Genomic DNA, 15,438 nt, shown 5'->3' with positions numbered 1-15,438 from the left:
TCTGTTAATGAAACGATGTGTGATTAAACATTAAAATAGGTTTGCCAATAGGGCAGGAAAATAATCAGGCCTACAATTACAGCAGTAATGGCACATAAGAGCACAGCGCCTGCTGCCAGGTCTTTTGTTTTACCGGCCAAAGGGTTGTGCTCCGGCGATACAAGGTTAGTGAGGGTTTCGATGGCGGTGTTAAAGGTTTCTGCCATCCATACCAAGCCAATACAAAAAATAAGCATACACCACTCAGTGCGCGTTACCTCGAACCTAAAGGCCATTACCACTACAACAATGCTAGCCATAACGTGTAGGTGCATGTTGGGCTCGTGACGGAAAACGGTGGCTAAGCCTTTAAAAGCGAATTTGAAGCTGTTGTACCTAGAAAATAAAAAAGATGGCCTGTTATTCATGAGGCTACGGTTATCTAAAGCTGCTATTGCTGCCTTTTACAGCAGCCTAAAGTTTAAGGTTATCTATAATTTACTTAACCAAGCTGCATCTGCTCTTCGTTGGCGCTTTTGGTTAGCTCCATCAACACTTCGTAATATGGCTTTTGCAACATTTTAGACTTTAACCAGGCATAATAACTCATGGCTTGCAAGTCGGTTTGTTTGAATGTAGTGAACTCGAGTGTATTCTCAACGTGTTGCACAAAGGCTGGTTTCGTAATAAGCTGCGGCTGCACCGTCATTACTTTAATGAGCTCTAGGTATTGCTTTACATTGCGGTACATCGGCTCTTCCCATAGGTCTTTGTAGGTGCGCTCAAGGCCGCGCAGCTTGTTTTGTACCAAGTCTTCGTTGCCCAGTTCGTACTGTAGTATAAGTTCGCCAAGCTTCTTTTTTAATACCCATTCTCGGCCCATTTTACCTTCGCACCATTTATCCGATCGTTTGATCGAGAGTAGTATACGGTTTGCCTTGGCGTAGGCACCTGCCGCAAAGTAGTTAAAGCTCAAACCTAACTGAGCCGTCAGCTGGTCTTTGGTGCTAAGGGTAATTTTTTTGTTACTAAGTAGGCTTTCCATTAGGGTTATAGCATCGGCGTTTCGGTTAAGGAACACCAGGTTGGCCACCATCAGGAAAGTATAGCGTGGCATAAACTGGCGATAATGGCCTTTACCTTCTGTGGCTATGCCACTACGCAGTTGCTCCAGGTAACTTACCGATTCTTCAAATTTCTTATTGCGGTACAGAACGTGCGCAATCATGTAAAGCAGGCTAAGCTTGTAGAATTGGTGAGCCTTCCTAAAACCCTGCTGTTGCTCAACCTCATTATACTTGCTGATGATGTATGGCTCAAACGACAGAAAATCTTTGCGGGCGAGTATGGCGCTGCGGGCAATAGACATCAGTTTGTAGAGCAAAGAGGGCCGTTGGCTTAAAGCCTCAGATAAGTTGTAAGTACGCAGTACCTCCTGTATAATCTTATCGAAATGCATGTCGCTGCCCTGCTTCCTTACTGACCTGAGGCGCAGGTTAATGATGCTGCTGGCTATATTGGCACGTTCGTCTTCGTCGGCTACGAGTTTATTGTGGTTGCGCTTGGCAATTATCTGGTCCAGCGGATCGGCAAACTCATTGTCGGCTTTTTCTATCTGCAGGTTGTATACAGCGTTAAGTAGTCCATACTGTTCATTTGCAAGGGCTAACTTTTCAGCTTTACGCAGGTGTGTCCAGGCCAGCCTGTCTATGCCGGCATCAAAAAGGTAACTGGCCAGCGACATAAGTCCGGTTATAGGAGAGGCAGCCGTAATGTCCTCTTCCATGCGCTTTAGAAGTATAAACTCGGTTAAGTGGCGCTGTAGGCGTTTACGCAGTGCATAGTAAGCAACAGGGTTAGGCTCCTCCGGGTACAACATCTTTATCAGTTGCTCCGAAGTATAGTTTTTCTGCTGCTGTAGCATTTTATATAGCTCCAGGTCCTTGCGGTTCTTCTTCTTTTTCTGTCGCCTGATAAAGGTTGCCAGTTCACGCCTATCTTCTTCAGTTAGGGTCTCGATAGTAAATTTCAGGTCGTCCATACTTCTTTCGAGCTACAATGCCTCTGCTTTTTAAATATAAAAGTAAGATATGTAAAAATTTATAAAGTCTGAATATTTTAATTTAAGTTATTGATAATAAATTAATTACCCAAATTGTAATTGGGGTTATAAAGTCCTTTTATCTTAAATATTAGTTTTATAGTGTATTAGTGGCTCCGTATTTTTACCATATCAAACATGAAAAAATACAACATAAAATTAAACATAAATGAAAAAGCTACTTTTCACACTTTTGGCCCTGGTGCCATACCTCGCGCTGCAGGCACAGGACGTGCTTCTTAAACGAAGCGGAGAAGAAATTCAGGTAAAAGTTCAGGAGATAACCCTGAACGAGGTAAAGTATAAACGCTTTGATAACCTAGAGGGGCCTATTATCTCTATTGCAAAGCGCGATGTGTTTATGATTAAGTATGAGAACGGCACCAAAGAAGTTTTTAATGAAACAGCACCGGCAGCCGCTGCCTCAACTACCAGTGCCGGCCAAAGGTGGCGCGATTACGACCAGCAAAGCCTGAAGCTTTCAGGTCCGCGCATTGGCTTTACTGTGCTCAGCAACAAGTACCGCGACGAGATAAACGAAGAGTTTGACTCGGATGTAAATGCGTTTATGACCCAGTTTGGCTGGCAGTTTGAGACCCGCATATTTACCTTAGAGAGCGGCATGTCGGGTTTGTTTGAGTTTGTGCCACTGGTTGGCGGCCTGGAGCAAGGAAAGTTTTTGCCTAGCCTGAGTGCGCTGATAGGTTTACGTGGCGCTAAAGGTTTCGAATTTGGTGTTGGCCCGAACATTTCGTTAGGTGGAGCGGGTTTGGTTTTGGCAGCCGGCACCAATTTCCAGAGCCAGGGGGTTAATTTTCCTGTAAATGTTGCCTTCGCCCCTTCTAGAGACGGCGGCAGGTTTAGCGTGCTGTTCGGGTTTAACTCGCGCAAATATTAATAGTGTCAGGTCCAGAGTCTTATCTTAATTTATCACGTCATGAAAAAAAGTATACTGCTCGTCCTACTACTGGTATTGCTGCAAAATGCCTTTGCACAAGACAAGATCATAAAACAGAACGGTGAAGAAATCAAAGCACGTGTGGTGGAGATAAAGTTGCAGGAGATCGTGTTTCAGCATCCGGACTCACTTACCGGCACTCTATACCACTTGCCGAAAACAGATGTGTTCATGATACAGTTTGCAAATGGCACTAAAGAAGTTTTTGCCCAGAATGTTGCCGAGGCTAGTGCAGAGGGAGTAAATATTAGCAACCCAGAAGAAATGTATGAGCTAGGCCGTGATGATGCCAGAAAAATGTACAGGGGCAACGGTGCTATGTGGGGATCTGCAGGCTGTGCCTTTGTTTTCCCGTATGGTTTAGCCGGCTCTGCAGCCATAGGGCTTACCAAACCCAAAGCTCACAGAAACCCTGTTTCCAATGTAAGTTACTTGGCAGATCCTAATTATGTGAGAGGGTACGAAATGCAGGCACACCGAAAAAAAGCAGGTAAAGTGGTAGCCGGTGCGGGTATTGGTTTTGTAACTGCTATATCTGTAGTAGTTATCATGTTTAGCTCCATGCATCACTAAACAATAGTAATGGCGCAGTGCAATCACTAAATAGTTTATAGTTGGTGATTGTATTGTGCCATAAAACTATAAATGATTTCGCTTTTTCAAGCTATAGCTATTGTTTGTTAACTAAATGTTTAGTTAATTGATAATGCTAACCCAAAACAAACTTAAATGAAAAAGCTTTTATACTTCCCGGTGATGCTAACGCTGTGCCTGTTTGTCTTTTCCTGCACAAGAGATGTGTACCAGAGGCCCGTAACTATTGATAAAATGGAGTTTACAAACAAAGCCGGTGAAAAGTATGACGCACAGTTTAACCGCGTAAATAACTGGTTTCTACTTAAGCTAAAAGAGCTGGAAAGAGAGAAGCATACTTTCAGAATAGACACAGCTGCTAAAAAGCGCTACCGAAAGTATAACCATACATTAGTGGCCTCTCTGGAGAACTTGGAGGTAAATGGCAATTCTGGTGTCTACTACCAGCTATACTTAAAGCCCAATAGCGGTATAGGCAAAATCAAAGGTGATGTGCAGGATGACCGGTACAATGAGCTAAAACTGTACTCGCCGGAGCAGAGGTTCCTGAAGCATGGGCAACAGTACTATAACGACAGTATTGTTTCAGGGCCTTTTAGGAGGTTGATTACAGTGCAGAAGTTCCTGAAGCCGCAGAATACAGAGCAGCCCGGAATTATCAGCTTCTCTATTGACAGCATAAATTTTTCGAAAGGTTTTGGAAAGCGGCAGCGAGAAAGTATTACACGCATCATAAACAACGGCATTGCACTGGCGCAGCAAAACAGCTACGGCAAAGACCCAAAGAAAGCGATGGTATTTAACTACTATCCTAACTATAGCACCAAGCAAGACAAAAAACCTGCTTCTTTCTCTGTTAACCTGAATGTATCGCAGGACCCTGTGACGAACAAAGTAGTGGTAAAAGTAAGCAGCCCTGGCTATACTCCCGATAAATTTACAAGAACCGAAGCTAAGTTTAACAGGGCAGACTTTTTTGCTGGACATGATTACGAGGCAAACATGCAGCTTAATTCATTGGCAACAGGCTTCTTTAGCAGGCTCTACTATTCACAGAAAAGGTGATATAAACTATTTTAGCTGATTATGTGCCGGGCTTAATTGCATCAGCGTTAATGCAGTACCGCACCTGGGATGGTGTGCGGGAATCTTCGAACAGGTGGCCCAGGTGCTGGTGGCATTGGCTGCAAAGTAGCTGTATTCTGTGCCTGCCGTAAGTATCTAGGTGCTTGTGAATTACGCTCTCCCCTACCTGTGCCCAAAAGCTGGGGAAGCCGGAGCCAACGCTAAACTTTTTGCTAGCCTCAAAGAGCATGGATCCGCAGTTAGAGCAAGTATAAACGCCATCGCTTTGCCCGCCCTCCCGTACTTTGCCTCTGTGCCTGAACATCCTTATAAGAGGCTCTGCTAACCTTCTTTCTCCAGGTCGTCTACCGGCACAAACTTCATCGAGAGGGAGTTAACGCAGTGGCGAATATTTTTTGATGTAAGGTATTCGCCTTCGAACACGTGGCCTAAGTGTGCGCCGCAGTTTGCGCAAACGATCTCAGTGCGGCGGCCATCGGCATCTGGTACGCGCTTCACGGCTCCGGTTATTTCATCATCGAAGCTTGGCCAGCCACAATGCGACTCAAACTTGTACTCCGAAGTATAAAGTGGCGCATTGCAGCGTTTGCATAAATATACACCTTCTGCTTTGTTATGCTCATACTCGCCAGTGCCAGGGTACTCGGTGCCTTTGTGCACAATAATGCGTTCTTCTTCCGGGGTAAGCTTGTTATACTCTGATGGGTCTTTTGCTATTTTCATAGGTTTATACGTTGGTGGTTGGTTTGATTATACGTGTGGTTCTGAGAACAGCAAAACCAGTAGAAGGTTTTTATTGACAAGTTGGTTTAGCGGTGCTGCAGCTTACTTCTCGTGCAGCTTCTGGTTGCTGAGCAGCTTGTTTATACTTTGAACAATCCGCTCAACTTTAGTTTCATCGGTTTTAGCGGAGTAGATCCAATCCACAAAAGCCTTCTGTTCTCCCTTTGTGCATTTCAGAAATTTCTCAAGAGCAGTGGGTTCGTCCTGCAGGCACAGCAGCAGTTCTTCCGGTACTTCCTGTGGCGTATTGTCGGCGTAAAGTATAACCTGCACCCAATCGCCGGCCTGCTTCTTTATCTTCTTGCGTATCTCCGCCCTTACCGGCAGAAAAAGCTGTCCGTTGCCCATCGGCATTAAATGGTAGCCTTTTATCTCGTAGCCATCTATAGTTCCCTTCACCCTTACCCACCCAAAATGTGCATGTTTATCGGGTAAAATCTCTGGTATAGCCGCAAAGGTCCAGCCGCCTTTGCCGGAGAACTTCTCGAGTAGGTAGGATTTATTGGTTAATGGTTGCTCTTCCATAGTATGGCTATACACGTTGCGATATCTAAGCTCAAGTTACGAAAATGAAAAAAGCAGCCTTACCACAAAGCTGCTTTTTCTTAATTATAGTTTAAGCTATTATCCATTGCTGATTGCCAACTCACCTGTTAGCTTTTCTTCCGGCGCTTCCTGCTGGCCGTAGTTCTTGTAAACGGAGTAAGCCATCCAGAAATAAGCTGCTCCCCAAAGTATGTTGGTTAAAAACTGGAGTAACACGCCCGGAAACGGTATCAAAGCAAAGCCCAGAAAGGCCATCCACCCCGACCATCTAGGTAATACGCCGCTTCTCCAGACAGCCACAGCCATCAATGCCAGTCCAGCTAAGGTAGTGAACAGAGAAGCTCCCATAAATGCAGCTAGCGCGCCATCCATAGTTGCGAAACGTATTGCTTCCATGTTCCCAGCCAACACCATCTCCCCTACAGCCGGAAACAGGAATATAACCAGGGCAAAAACCCCTAATCCTAAAATGTGGTGCGTAAGGGTGAACAGCAGTCCGTAAAAAGCAAGGCGCTCTGCTCTCGTTCTTTGCAGGTACAGGTATAAACCTACGGTACCGATCATCTCCATCAGCACCCCCACTAATCCCCTGGCTGCCCAAATGGAATAGTTGGGAGAAGTAACCAGTTCAGCGAACTCCTGCGGGCGCTGTGCCGCTTCAAAAAGCACGTTCTCCTGTGGGATTAACAGGTCACCGAAGGCAAAGACAAGCCCTGCCAGCCCGAGTATGCTCAGGCAGCTTACAATTCTTTTTTTCATAGTTTTATTTTGTTTAGTTAATCGGAATAAACCACTCTATAAATAAGTTATCAGCAGTATTGTAGGTTGGTAGCGCCTGGAACCGGAAGTATGAAATACCATAGCTATGCTGCAGTTGTGCCTCGTGCTGCAAATGGCTGTTAATGAGCATACCAATGCTGGCATACTCTGCCACCGGGCAACAAAACTTATATTTGGCAAACTTACCGCCGGGGAGTGTCGTGATAAAGTGCTTGTTTACGTTTAGCTTCGTCTCCTTTTTACAAACTATGGCCGCATCATACCGGCACATGCTTTCCAGGTTCACGTTCTGGCAGTCGTGCAGCACACCTACATAAGTGAAGTCATCGGGTGTTAAGCCTTCGCTCTGGATAAAGCTGTTTACCTTATCCCATACTTTGTAAATGTCTTTTGAGAAGTAGTTGCCGATGCTGGGGAAAACAATGGCCTGCTGCTCCGGCAAGTGTACTACTTCACACTTAAGCGATACATACTGTGCCTGCTGCAAGTCCTTACTGTGCACATCCTGCTGCTTCCGGAAAGTTCTGGGGGTAGTGCCCATGGTGCTTTTGAAGGCCCTGCTAAAGGCGCTGTCGTTCTCATAGCCTACCAGCAAACCAACCTCGTAAATAGGAAGCGTTGTCAGGCAAAGCAGGTAAGCAGCTGTTTGCATCCGTTGTTTTAGGATGAAACTGCCAATCGGCTCCTGCAGCTCCTCTTTCAGCTTGCGGTGCAGGTGGTAGGGCGAGTAGCCCGTTACCTGTGCCAGTTCTTCCAGCGAGATGTTCTCGTCCAGGTGGCTATTGATGTAAGCAAGTACAGCGTTTAACATGGCCTTAAATTATTTATGACAAAGATAAACAGGCACAGGCGAATAAAATGTGCAGATCTTGTGGTTCTGTGATAACCCCCTTCTCTGGCTACAAGTATAAAAAGCTTTATGAAACTAACTAAACTATGAAGCTGAAAGATAAAGTAGCCATCGTAACCGGGGCATCGCAAGGTATAGGCAAAGCCACAGCCAAGGTCTTAGCCGAAGCAGGCGCTAAAGTTGTACTCGCAGCCCGCCATGCTGATGATCTGAAAGAAGTAAAGCAGGAAATAGAAAGTAAAGGCGGCGAGGCCACCATAGCTGAAACCGATGTAACAGACCTGAAGCAGGTAGAGGCTATGGCCCAAATAGCTCTGGACAAGTATGGCACGATTGACATACTGGTAAACAGCGCCGGACTGATGCCCCTCTCCTACATGAAAAACCGCCACCTGGAAGAATGGGAAAAAATGGTAGACGTAAACCTGAAAGGTATACTCAAGGCTGTTTATGCGGTGCTGCCAACCATGATCCAAAACAAGAGCGGGCATATTGTGAACATGGCTTCTATCGATGGGCGCGTGATGTACCGCGGCGGTGCTGTGTACGGAGCTACCAAGGCTGCCATCATTGCGCTCTCCGAAGGGCTGCGCATGGAGCTCTCCCCGGACTATAACATCCGCATCACGTCTGTTGAGCCGGGTACCGTAGACACAGATTTGCGAGAATCTATCACAGACAAAGAGCTATTAAACGACATGGACTGGGACAACGGCGAGTCGAAGTTAGAGCCGGAGGATATCGCTGATTCCATACTTTACGCGCTCACTTTGCCCAACCGCGCTAACGTGAATGAGATTTTGCTGAAGCCGGCCGGTAAGCAGTAGGAGTTTGGCTTAGGGTAAGAAGGATTTGGTATGAGCCTGCGTTTTTGACTATTCGCTACAAAAGTGACTATGTCAGTTTTATATTCAGTCAATTAAAATACTGTAACACCAAATTTCTCTGACAGCAGACTATCTAGCTGCTTAATATCAGCTATCAGATCTTCGAAGTCTGGTGTTGATGATAACTCATGCTCGTTTTTCAGATAAAGGTTTTTCAGCTCGGACATCTTAAAGTAAAATGACTGGGACTGTAGCGGAATCTGTAATAGCGCTAACTTTTCTTCAATAGCACTCTTTTTTTGTTTAACTACATCAACTATTGAGACAGCCGAAGTATAATCCAGTTCTTTCCGATCAAAGGATTTTAGAAGTTCGCAATCATAGCTGGCACATTGTTTCGGCCTATCCGAGTAGATAGTGCAGCCATCACAATAGCTGTTACAGGGCTGAATAATAACCCCATCACTAGTTGCCTCTTCAATATCCATTAGTTCTCTTACCGCAGGCAACTCTTCACTATTGAGCTGTACAAAGCCAATCAAGGTGCCAGTACAACACAAACCACAAGCCAAACAGATATTTGTTGAATCAACCATACTTACTGAATTTAAGCACTTCTTTTATGTGCTGTTTCAAAGGTAGCTTAAATTGCAGCTAGTAATTGTATAAACGGAAGACTTTGCCTTTTAGCTAAATCTGTTGGTGTGAGTTTGCAGCTTGTGCTAATCTTTTATGATAAAAGGAGTAAGAGCTATAAACTAGCACTAGCGGCGTAAGAAGCTAATCAAATAATTCAAAATTAGCGAGTTTATGATTATTTAAGCTTCTTAAAGCCAACTGATAATACTCATTTGGTGTATCAGCTCTGTCATCAAAATAAATAGTTTCAATAGATTTTATTACTCCATCACAAGTATTACAAAGCCAGTTCTGTATCTCTCTATACTTACTTGATTCATCTTCTTCATCCAAATCTGATAGAGTTTTAAATTCCTTGTAACACTCTTTGCCTTTAATTCTAAAAATCTTCCATCCAAAATCGGCTAACATCTGATCTCTTAGCTTATCCTTTTCTGGCTCATGAAATTGCTCTCCATCTAATTCTAAACCTATTCTCAAGTATGGGTTTGCAAAATCTATAAAGTAATTGAAAGGGGAAACTGAGGATAAAGAGGTAAGCCATAATTCTGAATCGAGATCCAAGCATCATATTCAATTGGAGAAAAAACTATACTCCAATCAATAAAGTTTGAACTGACACATGTCTTTAAATTGGTCTCAGACGCAGCCATAATAAGAGGGATTCTCTCCATATATCCTTGTCTGATGTAGCCCCATTTATCAGTAATTTTATCTAACTCATAAAAGCCGTTTTTGAGTCTTCCTTTGCGAATATAATCTTTGTACCCACTCATTTAGATTATGCTATGATTAATTTATGAATATACTTTCTTTTACATCAGATACAAACAAAAAAGCAGCCCCTTCCAGAGCTGCTTTTCCTTTATCTACAAAAGTATAAACTTATTGTAGGGTCTTTAGATGCTTGGATGCTAATCCTTGTGGTTCTTTAGTTGCTTCTGCTTCTGCCTCTCTGCAAATTGTTCATGGCGTAACCTACTCTCATTAGCTGGAAGTTTTGCAGAATGAGTGCTTCTTCCTCGGGGGTGAGACCAGCTTTCAGGTAAAGCATATGAGGGATAAAGTTCTTCTCCTTCTTTAGCTGCTTCTTGGTTGGTTTGGAGTGGGTGATCAGGCCAACCATTTCATCGCCGTAGTACATTTCCACATTATTCAGGCACAAAGGGTTTGTGATAAGTGAGAAGGACTTCCCGAGCATTTCTCCTTCTGTCTTAATATAGGGTGTGTAGATGCGGCCATGGTTGCGAAGTATCTTGTGCAGGCTCTTTGCTCCTGTGGTTTTGGTACGGCTAACCAGGCCAAGATTTAAAGATGACGCGGACGCTTCTGACCCTTCATCGTATCTGCTAACTCCTAAATTGTGAACCAGCATATTAGATTTCAACATTTTTCCTTCATCATAAAGATCCAGCCTGAATGAATTATTGAAGGGATCTCCTACTCTTATTCCCAAAGCGTAAGCATCCTGAATAGATCCTCTTAAAGTATAAGTTCTGTAAGGCGAAGGGAAGAGTTCGGAGCTAAGGGTAAAGTTTCTGTCAAGCTGGCGATAACCAGTGCCCAGCGGGCTCACGATATCTAAATCTGTTATGCCGCTAAGCCTGTTTTCTTTCATTTGAATAAAGCCTTTTCTAGACTCAGACAGCTCTCCGGCAAGTACAGCAGAATGCTTGGATTTGCCCGCCATTACCGGAATACCAAGAAATCTATACTTTACATTGCTTAGAGTGGAGTAGCCGTACGTAGCAGGTACTACTAAGCTATACTTACGCTCAGCCTGCTCTATAAAATCATTGTAGCCTTCGTAAATTGATCTATTTACCAACTGAGTCTTTTGAGCTGCTTTATCGAAGAAGATCTGCTCTAATCCATCAAGGTAGGCTTTCTGTATTTCCTCTTTGTTGAGGGCGAAGTTCTGGTAAATTGCGAGAGACTGGCTGCCTAATTCATTCATAAGCAGGTCAGGAGTTTTAACAATGTAACTATAGCTCTCCCGCTCCTTAAACACTTTCCCCTTACCATTCTCCTTAATTTTTACTTTGAGCTTGAACTTTACATTTTCCTGGCTCTCCCAAACATTAGGCTTTAGAAACTCTGCATGCACAGTAACTAAATACTGGTGGTTTTTTCGATTCTCTTTTTTAAAGCGGGAGTAATACGCCTTTTGCTTAGCAAAATAATCTTTAAACTGGGTTTTGGAGTCCATATATGGGTTTATGGACGGACTAAGCAGGTCGATCTGCCTGCCAGAGTAATAATCAATAGGTAGGTTTCCTACTTTTGAGCGTATTCCCCTTTCAAGCACCTCCAACACTGGTTTCATAAAAGTGCTGTCTGTAAGGAATCTGCCGTGTTCGGGCAGTGACTCAGGAGATTCATTTAAGAGCTTAAATTCGTGTACTAAAACAGTGCCTTGTGCAAGAGAGGAAGTAACGGTAAAGTAGAACAAGATGGTGCTAAGCAGAATGTTTACTGCTTTTAGCTTGTTGATGTTGATAAACATGGATTCGATAGTTTTATTTTGTAGATAGTAGATATTTCGGCTTTGCAAAAATTAAGCCAATATAGAGGATCTATATATTTAATATTACATTGAGGCAATATTTTTAGCAGATGCCAATTGTTCGCTTTTCAAAGAAGCTTTAGTAATAGCGAGTGCATAAAAAAAAGCAGCCCCTTCCGGAGCTGCTTTTCCTTTATCTGTTAAAGTATAATCTTACTATTTCAAGCTGCCGATCATATCTTCTGGCTTCACCCACTCGTCGTACTGCTCGTTTGTTAGCAGGTCAAGGGCGATGGCTGCTTGGCGAAGGGTTGTGCCTTCTTTATGTGCTTTCTTCGCGATCTTGGCGGCGTTGTCGTAACCGATGTGTGGGTTAAGGGCCGTTACCAGCATCAGCGAGTTCTCCAGGTTCTCTTTGATGCGGGCTGTGTTTGGCTCGATACCTACCGCGCAATGCTTGTCGAACGAGTCGCAGGCATCACCGATCAGCTGGGCGCTCATCAGCAGGTTGTAGATCATCACCGGCTTAAACACGTTCAGCTCGAAATGGCCGTTCATACCACCAACAGAGATAGCTACGTCATTACCGATTACCTGGGCGCAAACCATTGTCATGGCCTCCGCCTGTGTTGGGTTTACTTTACCCGGCATGATAGATGAACCCGGCTCGTTCTCCGGGATAAGGATCTCAGCGATACCAGAACGTGGGCCAGAAGCCAGTAAACGGATATCGTTGGCGATCTTCATCAGCGATACAGCCAGTTGCTTAAGCGCGCCAGATGTCTCAACTATAGCATCGTGTGCAGCAAGTGCCTCGAATTTGTTAGGAGCTGTAATGAAATCGTGACCAGCGAACTGAGAGATCTTCTCTGCAACCAGTACATCGTAACCAGATGGCGTGTTAAGGCCTGTACCTACCGCAGAACCGCCAAGAGCCAATGTGCTCAGGTGTGGCAGTGTGTTGCGAAGCGCCTTCATGCCGTAGTCCAGCTGGGCTACGTAACCCGAAAGCTCCTGGCCCAGTGTAAGCGGTGTAGCATCCATTAGGTGCGTACGTCCGATCTTCACTACGTCCATATAAGCTTCAGCTTTGCTGTTAAACGTGTCGCGTAGTTTCTTAACCAATGGCAACGTGTGCTCTACTACTTTTTTGTAAGCAGCAATGTGCATTGCCGTCGGGAATGTGTCGTTAGAAGACTGCGACTTGTTTACGTCGTCGTTCGGGTGGATTTTCTTTTTCTCATCCAGTAAATCGCCACCTAACAATACGTGCGCACGGTTGGCAACCACTTCGTTCACGTTCATGTTAGACTGCGTGCCCGAGCCTGTCTGCCATACTACCAGCGGAAACTGATCAGCCAGCTTGCCTTCAAGTATCTCGTCACAAACTTTAGAGATGATATCAGCTTTATCCTGCGCCAATACACCAAGCTGAGCATTAGCCTGTGCAGCAGATTTCTTAAGTATAGCAAAAGCTTCCACTACTTCTGTCGGCATCAGCTGGCCACCGATGGTAAAGTTTTCTTTAGAGCGCTGTGTCTGAGCACCCCAGTATTTGTCTGCAGGCACCTCAATCGGGCCCATCGTGTCTTTCTCTACGCGAACTTGCATATCGATTTATGTTTGGTTTAAAGGATCCGTTTAACTGCGGTAAAACTACAAAAAAGAGTTTAGAGTGTCGAGTTCTGAGTCTCTAGTTATACTCTGTTTCTCAATTCTCACTCACAGTACTTACTCTCCGAAGGCAGGAATATATGTAAGTTCCACCTTTAGCGGTTTGCGTACCTGCTTGCTCACATACTTTTTCTCCTGCTCAAAAGCCACTATTTTAAGAGTAATGTCGAGGCCGGTTACTGTGTTGCTGTTTCTGAAAACGGCATGCAGCGTGTTGTCTGTAGCCTTTGGAGTTTCGGAGAGTTGTACCAATTTATAGTCGGAGATGATGCCTGTGCCCTGCGCAAAAGTATAATGTTTCCAGTCAGAGTCAGGATCGGCTACAAACTTATCCGCAGATTGCTTATTCATAAAATAGTAGTCGATGTTGCCGGAGGCATTTACCTGCGGCAGGCTCGGGATCAGGCCTAGGCCAAAAGCAGCCACAGGGCTAACAGTTGAGGCAAGTGTAGCAGCTCCTTTACTGGCCATACTTGTCATGTTCTTGAGCTGCTCCACAGACTCTTGCCCCACTCCTATCCAGTAAACCCAATGTACAGTGTTGGCTGGTAACTTAAATGGAACAGCCACGCGGCTAGGGTTTAGGTTCGTTTTAGAGGCTACCCGAAATGTTTTATCAACGAGTGTAACTGGCACCAGGTCCCCTTTTACGGCAACTTTCTCGGTTACAGTAGTCCAGGTGGTATCGGATTTAGTTTTCCAGGTGATGTTTGGATTAAAGTAGCGACTTTCTTCGTTGGCTGGGGTGCGTTTTATACTTAGTTGTGCCGGTACAGGCTTTCCGTTGGCTGAGGTAAGTATAAACCGGTAAGCAATTTTGCGTGGAGCCGGCAGGCGCAGGTTCTTTATCTTCTTTTGGTTCTTAACAGAGAAAACAGTTGAGCCCGAAGTATACTCCTGCACCTCCAGGTTCAGAGGCTGTTCTGCTTTCTCCGGCTCTACGTTTACCACAATTGCATCGCCTTGCTGAAATCCGTAGTGGTACACTCCATCTTGTGGCTTTATACTTTGCGGATTAGCGATGGAAGCAGGTGCTGTAATTTTTAAGTCGGCAACTTGTATGCTTTTCTGCGCCATTGCTGTTAGCTGCACCAGCAGCATCAGCATCAATAATTTATACTTCATGGTTATGATCTGTAGAAAATCGCGCAAAGATAGCTGATAATTAGATTTGTAGGGAGCAGAATGTTGCGGTATCCAATTGGTTTACAGTGCAGACTCCAACTACCCCTTTCCCCTCCTTGTCTAAAGCGGGGAAATTTCGCAGGCGTCACTTAAGCTCACCAACACAAGAGATTAAACGGTACAGCAAGTAAGACTGAGAAATACAGCCGACTATAAAGTAAAGCAGAAAAACTTAAGAAGCAGCTATAAAACGAAAGCTACACACTTACCTGATCACACGATGCCCCGACTGCTGCGACAACAGGGCTATCATCTCAAGGTTTACAGGTTTTAGGTAAGTGGTATTGATGTTGGTATTGTCGTTGAAGGTAACAACATACTTTCCTTCTTCCCCGAGGTAATGTATTGTTTTGATTTCCTGCATGCTATAAGATCGCTCTTCTCCCAGCAGGTTATTTACCTCCACCTTGTTTTTGTCTATAACTACATGCCAGCGCAGGCTATACCAAGCAACTACACCTGCAAACACTAGCAACAACAGGAAGATAATCCTGTATTTGCCCATCGAACTCTCGCCTTCAGTGCGTTGTATGTACGTTTTGTATAATTCTGTATCATGGCCTAGCAATGTGTTCTGTATTAGGCGGAGCGGCAACAAGGCCACTACCAAACCAAGCAGAAGCCCCGGCGCGAACATGGCAGAAAAGTTAGGGGTAAGCAAGTATAACTGCTCTCCGGAAGAGTGTACTATACTTGATATAAGAGATAGGGTACCCGCAAAAAACACAGCCAGCACGCAGGCAAAAAAGAAATAGGCAATAGTTAGTTTCAGGTCCTGCTTCTGAATGTACTTTATTTCGTCTGCAGCCAGTGTGCCAACGTTTTTAGCCGGAGATATGGTGCGCAGCATGTAGCGTACCACAGGCAAAAGAACAGCAACAGCGAAAAAAGCTAAGAGTAAAATTTTGAGGATCTCAAGCATAAATAATC

At 44.5% G+C, this 15,438-nt stretch carries 17 protein-coding genes; 4 read left to right on the top strand and 13 right to left on the bottom strand.

The genetic code is table 11. From position 1 onward, the window contains the following. Positions 1 to 23 precede the first annotated feature (23 nt). Positions 24 to 407 (bottom strand): diacylglycerol kinase family protein, encoded by a 384-nt coding sequence (locus tag H8S84_RS14835; RefSeq protein ID WP_187068143.1) that lies wholly within the window; start codon positions 405 to 407, stop codon positions 24 to 26. A 74-nt stretch (positions 408 to 481) separates the two neighbouring features. Beyond that, on the bottom strand, positions 482 to 2,020 hold the full coding sequence (locus H8S84_RS14830) for a hypothetical protein (RefSeq protein WP_187068142.1): 1,539 nt from the start codon (positions 2,018 to 2,020) through the stop codon (positions 482 to 484). 229 nt (positions 2,021 to 2,249) lie between these two features. Between H8S84_RS14830 and H8S84_RS14825 the strand changes: the two genes are divergently transcribed. From H8S84_RS14825 to H8S84_RS14815, 3 genes are all read left to right on the top strand, one after another. Further along, positions 2,250 to 2,978 carry a hypothetical protein gene (locus H8S84_RS14825; protein WP_187068141.1) on the top strand — a complete coding sequence of 243 codons (729 nt, stop codon included), beginning with the start codon at positions 2,250 to 2,252 and terminating at the stop codon, positions 2,976 to 2,978. 39 nt (positions 2,979 to 3,017) lie between these two features. Beyond that, positions 3,018 to 3,611 carry a hypothetical protein gene (locus H8S84_RS14820; RefSeq protein ID WP_187068140.1) on the top strand — a complete coding sequence of 198 codons (594 nt, stop codon included), beginning with the start codon at positions 3,018 to 3,020 and terminating at the stop codon, positions 3,609 to 3,611. A 156-nt stretch (positions 3,612 to 3,767) separates the two neighbouring features. Next, positions 3,768 to 4,697 (top strand): hypothetical protein, encoded by a 930-nt coding sequence (locus H8S84_RS14815; RefSeq protein ID WP_187068139.1) that lies wholly within the window; start codon positions 3,768 to 3,770, stop codon positions 4,695 to 4,697. A 19-nt stretch (positions 4,698 to 4,716) separates the two neighbouring features. Here H8S84_RS14815 and H8S84_RS14810 read toward each other — a convergent pair whose 3' ends face one another. The 5 genes from H8S84_RS14810 to H8S84_RS14790 all read right to left on the bottom strand — a co-directional run bounded on the left by H8S84_RS14810 (position 4,717) and on the right by H8S84_RS14790 (position 7,638). Next, on the bottom strand, positions 4,717 to 5,022 hold the full coding sequence (locus H8S84_RS14810) for a peptide-methionine (R)-S-oxide reductase (protein ID WP_187068138.1): 306 nt from the start codon (positions 5,020 to 5,022) through the stop codon (positions 4,717 to 4,719). A 17-nt stretch (positions 5,023 to 5,039) separates the two neighbouring features. Next, on the bottom strand, positions 5,040 to 5,441 hold the full coding sequence (locus tag H8S84_RS14805; protein WP_187068137.1) for a methionine-R-sulfoxide reductase: 402 nt from the start codon (positions 5,439 to 5,441) through the stop codon (positions 5,040 to 5,042). Between the two features lie 102 nt (positions 5,442 to 5,543). Beyond that, entirely contained in the window at positions 5,544 to 6,026 is a 483-nt protein-coding gene (locus H8S84_RS14800) for a YdeI/OmpD-associated family protein (RefSeq protein ID WP_187068136.1), read from the bottom strand. Between the two features lie 99 nt (positions 6,027 to 6,125). Next, positions 6,126 to 6,806 carry a hypothetical protein gene (locus H8S84_RS14795; RefSeq protein ID WP_187068135.1) on the bottom strand — a complete coding sequence of 227 codons (681 nt, stop codon included), beginning with the start codon at positions 6,804 to 6,806 and terminating at the stop codon, positions 6,126 to 6,128. Positions 6,807 to 6,819: 13 nt separating this feature from the next. Beyond that, positions 6,820 to 7,638 carry an AraC family transcriptional regulator gene (locus H8S84_RS14790; protein ID WP_187068134.1) on the bottom strand — a complete coding sequence of 273 codons (819 nt, stop codon included), beginning with the start codon at positions 7,636 to 7,638 and terminating at the stop codon, positions 6,820 to 6,822. 125 nt (positions 7,639 to 7,763) lie between these two features. Here H8S84_RS14790 and H8S84_RS14785 point away from each other — a divergent pair, with 125 nt between their 5' ends. Beyond that, positions 7,764 to 8,504 carry an SDR family oxidoreductase gene (locus H8S84_RS14785; RefSeq protein ID WP_187068133.1) on the top strand — a complete coding sequence of 247 codons (741 nt, stop codon included), beginning with the start codon at positions 7,764 to 7,766 and terminating at the stop codon, positions 8,502 to 8,504. A gap of 92 nt (positions 8,505 to 8,596) precedes the next feature. Here the strand turns inward: H8S84_RS14785 and H8S84_RS14780 are convergent, their stop codons facing one another. The 6 genes from H8S84_RS14780 to H8S84_RS14755 form a co-directional block, all read right to left on the bottom strand. Further along, positions 8,597 to 9,100 carry a YkgJ family cysteine cluster protein gene (locus H8S84_RS14780; protein ID WP_187068132.1) on the bottom strand — a complete coding sequence of 168 codons (504 nt, stop codon included), beginning with the start codon at positions 9,098 to 9,100 and terminating at the stop codon, positions 8,597 to 8,599. A 184-nt stretch (positions 9,101 to 9,284) separates the two neighbouring features. Continuing rightward, positions 9,285 to 9,707, bottom strand: a complete 423-nt coding sequence (locus H8S84_RS14775; RefSeq protein WP_262890238.1) for a DUF559 domain-containing protein — start codon at positions 9,705 to 9,707, stop codon at positions 9,285 to 9,287. 367 nt (positions 9,708 to 10,074) lie between these two features. Then, positions 10,075 to 11,649 (bottom strand): hypothetical protein, encoded by a 1,575-nt coding sequence (locus H8S84_RS14770; RefSeq protein ID WP_187068130.1) that lies wholly within the window; start codon positions 11,647 to 11,649, stop codon positions 10,075 to 10,077. A 216-nt stretch (positions 11,650 to 11,865) separates the two neighbouring features. Continuing rightward, on the bottom strand, positions 11,866 to 13,260 hold the full coding sequence (gene fumC / locus H8S84_RS14765; RefSeq protein WP_187068129.1) for a class II fumarate hydratase: 1,395 nt from the start codon (positions 13,258 to 13,260) through the stop codon (positions 11,866 to 11,868). Positions 13,261 to 13,380: 120 nt separating this feature from the next. Next, positions 13,381 to 14,448 carry a hypothetical protein gene (locus H8S84_RS14760; protein ID WP_187068128.1) on the bottom strand — a complete coding sequence of 356 codons (1,068 nt, stop codon included), beginning with the start codon at positions 14,446 to 14,448 and terminating at the stop codon, positions 13,381 to 13,383. 265 nt (positions 14,449 to 14,713) lie between these two features. After that, entirely contained in the window at positions 14,714 to 15,430 is a 717-nt protein-coding gene (locus tag H8S84_RS14755) for a hypothetical protein (RefSeq protein ID WP_187068127.1), read from the bottom strand. Positions 15,431 to 15,438 lie beyond the last annotated feature (8 nt).

Source organism: Pontibacter cellulosilyticus, assembly GCF_014306105.1.
GTDB classification, from domain to species: domain Bacteria; phylum Bacteroidota; class Bacteroidia; order Cytophagales; family Hymenobacteraceae; genus Pontibacter; species Pontibacter cellulosilyticus.
The sequence above is the reverse complement of the archived record's forward strand: the minus strand, read 5'-3'. Positions and strand labels throughout refer to the sequence as shown.

What these genes read in the sequence shown, in the direction of transcription:
- H8S84_RS14835 (WP_187068143.1), bottom strand. Translation starts at nt 407, where the DNA reads ATGAATAACAGGCCATCTTTTTTATTTTCTAGGTACAACAGCTTCAAA.
- H8S84_RS14830 (WP_187068142.1), bottom strand. Translation starts at nt 2,020, where the DNA reads ATGGACGACCTGAAATTTACTATCGAGACCCTAACTGAAGAAGATAGG.
- H8S84_RS14825 (WP_187068141.1), top strand. Translation starts at nt 2,250, where the DNA reads ATGAAAAAGCTACTTTTCACACTTTTGGCCCTGGTGCCATACCTCGCG.
- H8S84_RS14820 (WP_187068140.1), top strand. Translation starts at nt 3,018, where the DNA reads ATGAAAAAAAGTATACTGCTCGTCCTACTACTGGTATTGCTGCAAAAT.
- H8S84_RS14815 (WP_187068139.1), top strand. Translation starts at nt 3,768, where the DNA reads ATGAAAAAGCTTTTATACTTCCCGGTGATGCTAACGCTGTGCCTGTTT.
- H8S84_RS14810 (WP_187068138.1), bottom strand. Translation starts at nt 5,022, where the DNA reads ATGTTCAGGCACAGAGGCAAAGTACGGGAGGGCGGGCAAAGCGATGGC.
- H8S84_RS14805 (WP_187068137.1), bottom strand. Translation starts at nt 5,441, where the DNA reads ATGAAAATAGCAAAAGACCCATCAGAGTATAACAAGCTTACCCCGGAA.
- H8S84_RS14800 (WP_187068136.1), bottom strand. Translation starts at nt 6,026, where the DNA reads ATGGAAGAGCAACCATTAACCAATAAATCCTACCTACTCGAGAAGTTC.
- H8S84_RS14795 (WP_187068135.1), bottom strand. Translation starts at nt 6,806, where the DNA reads ATGAAAAAAAGAATTGTAAGCTGCCTGAGCATACTCGGGCTGGCAGGG.
- H8S84_RS14790 (WP_187068134.1), bottom strand. Translation starts at nt 7,638, where the DNA reads ATGTTAAACGCTGTACTTGCTTACATCAATAGCCACCTGGACGAGAAC.
- H8S84_RS14785 (WP_187068133.1), top strand. Translation starts at nt 7,764, where the DNA reads ATGAAGCTGAAAGATAAAGTAGCCATCGTAACCGGGGCATCGCAAGGT.
- H8S84_RS14780 (WP_187068132.1), bottom strand. Translation starts at nt 9,100, where the DNA reads ATGGTTGATTCAACAAATATCTGTTTGGCTTGTGGTTTGTGTTGTACT.
- H8S84_RS14770 (WP_187068130.1), bottom strand. Translation starts at nt 11,649, where the DNA reads ATGTTTATCAACATCAACAAGCTAAAAGCAGTAAACATTCTGCTTAGC.
- fumC (WP_187068129.1), bottom strand. Translation starts at nt 13,260, where the DNA reads ATGCAAGTTCGCGTAGAGAAAGACACGATGGGCCCGATTGAGGTGCCT.
- H8S84_RS14760 (WP_187068128.1), bottom strand. Translation starts at nt 14,448, where the DNA reads ATGAAGTATAAATTATTGATGCTGATGCTGCTGGTGCAGCTAACAGCA.
- H8S84_RS14755 (WP_187068127.1), bottom strand. Translation starts at nt 15,430, where the DNA reads ATGCTTGAGATCCTCAAAATTTTACTCTTAGCTTTTTTCGCTGTTGCT.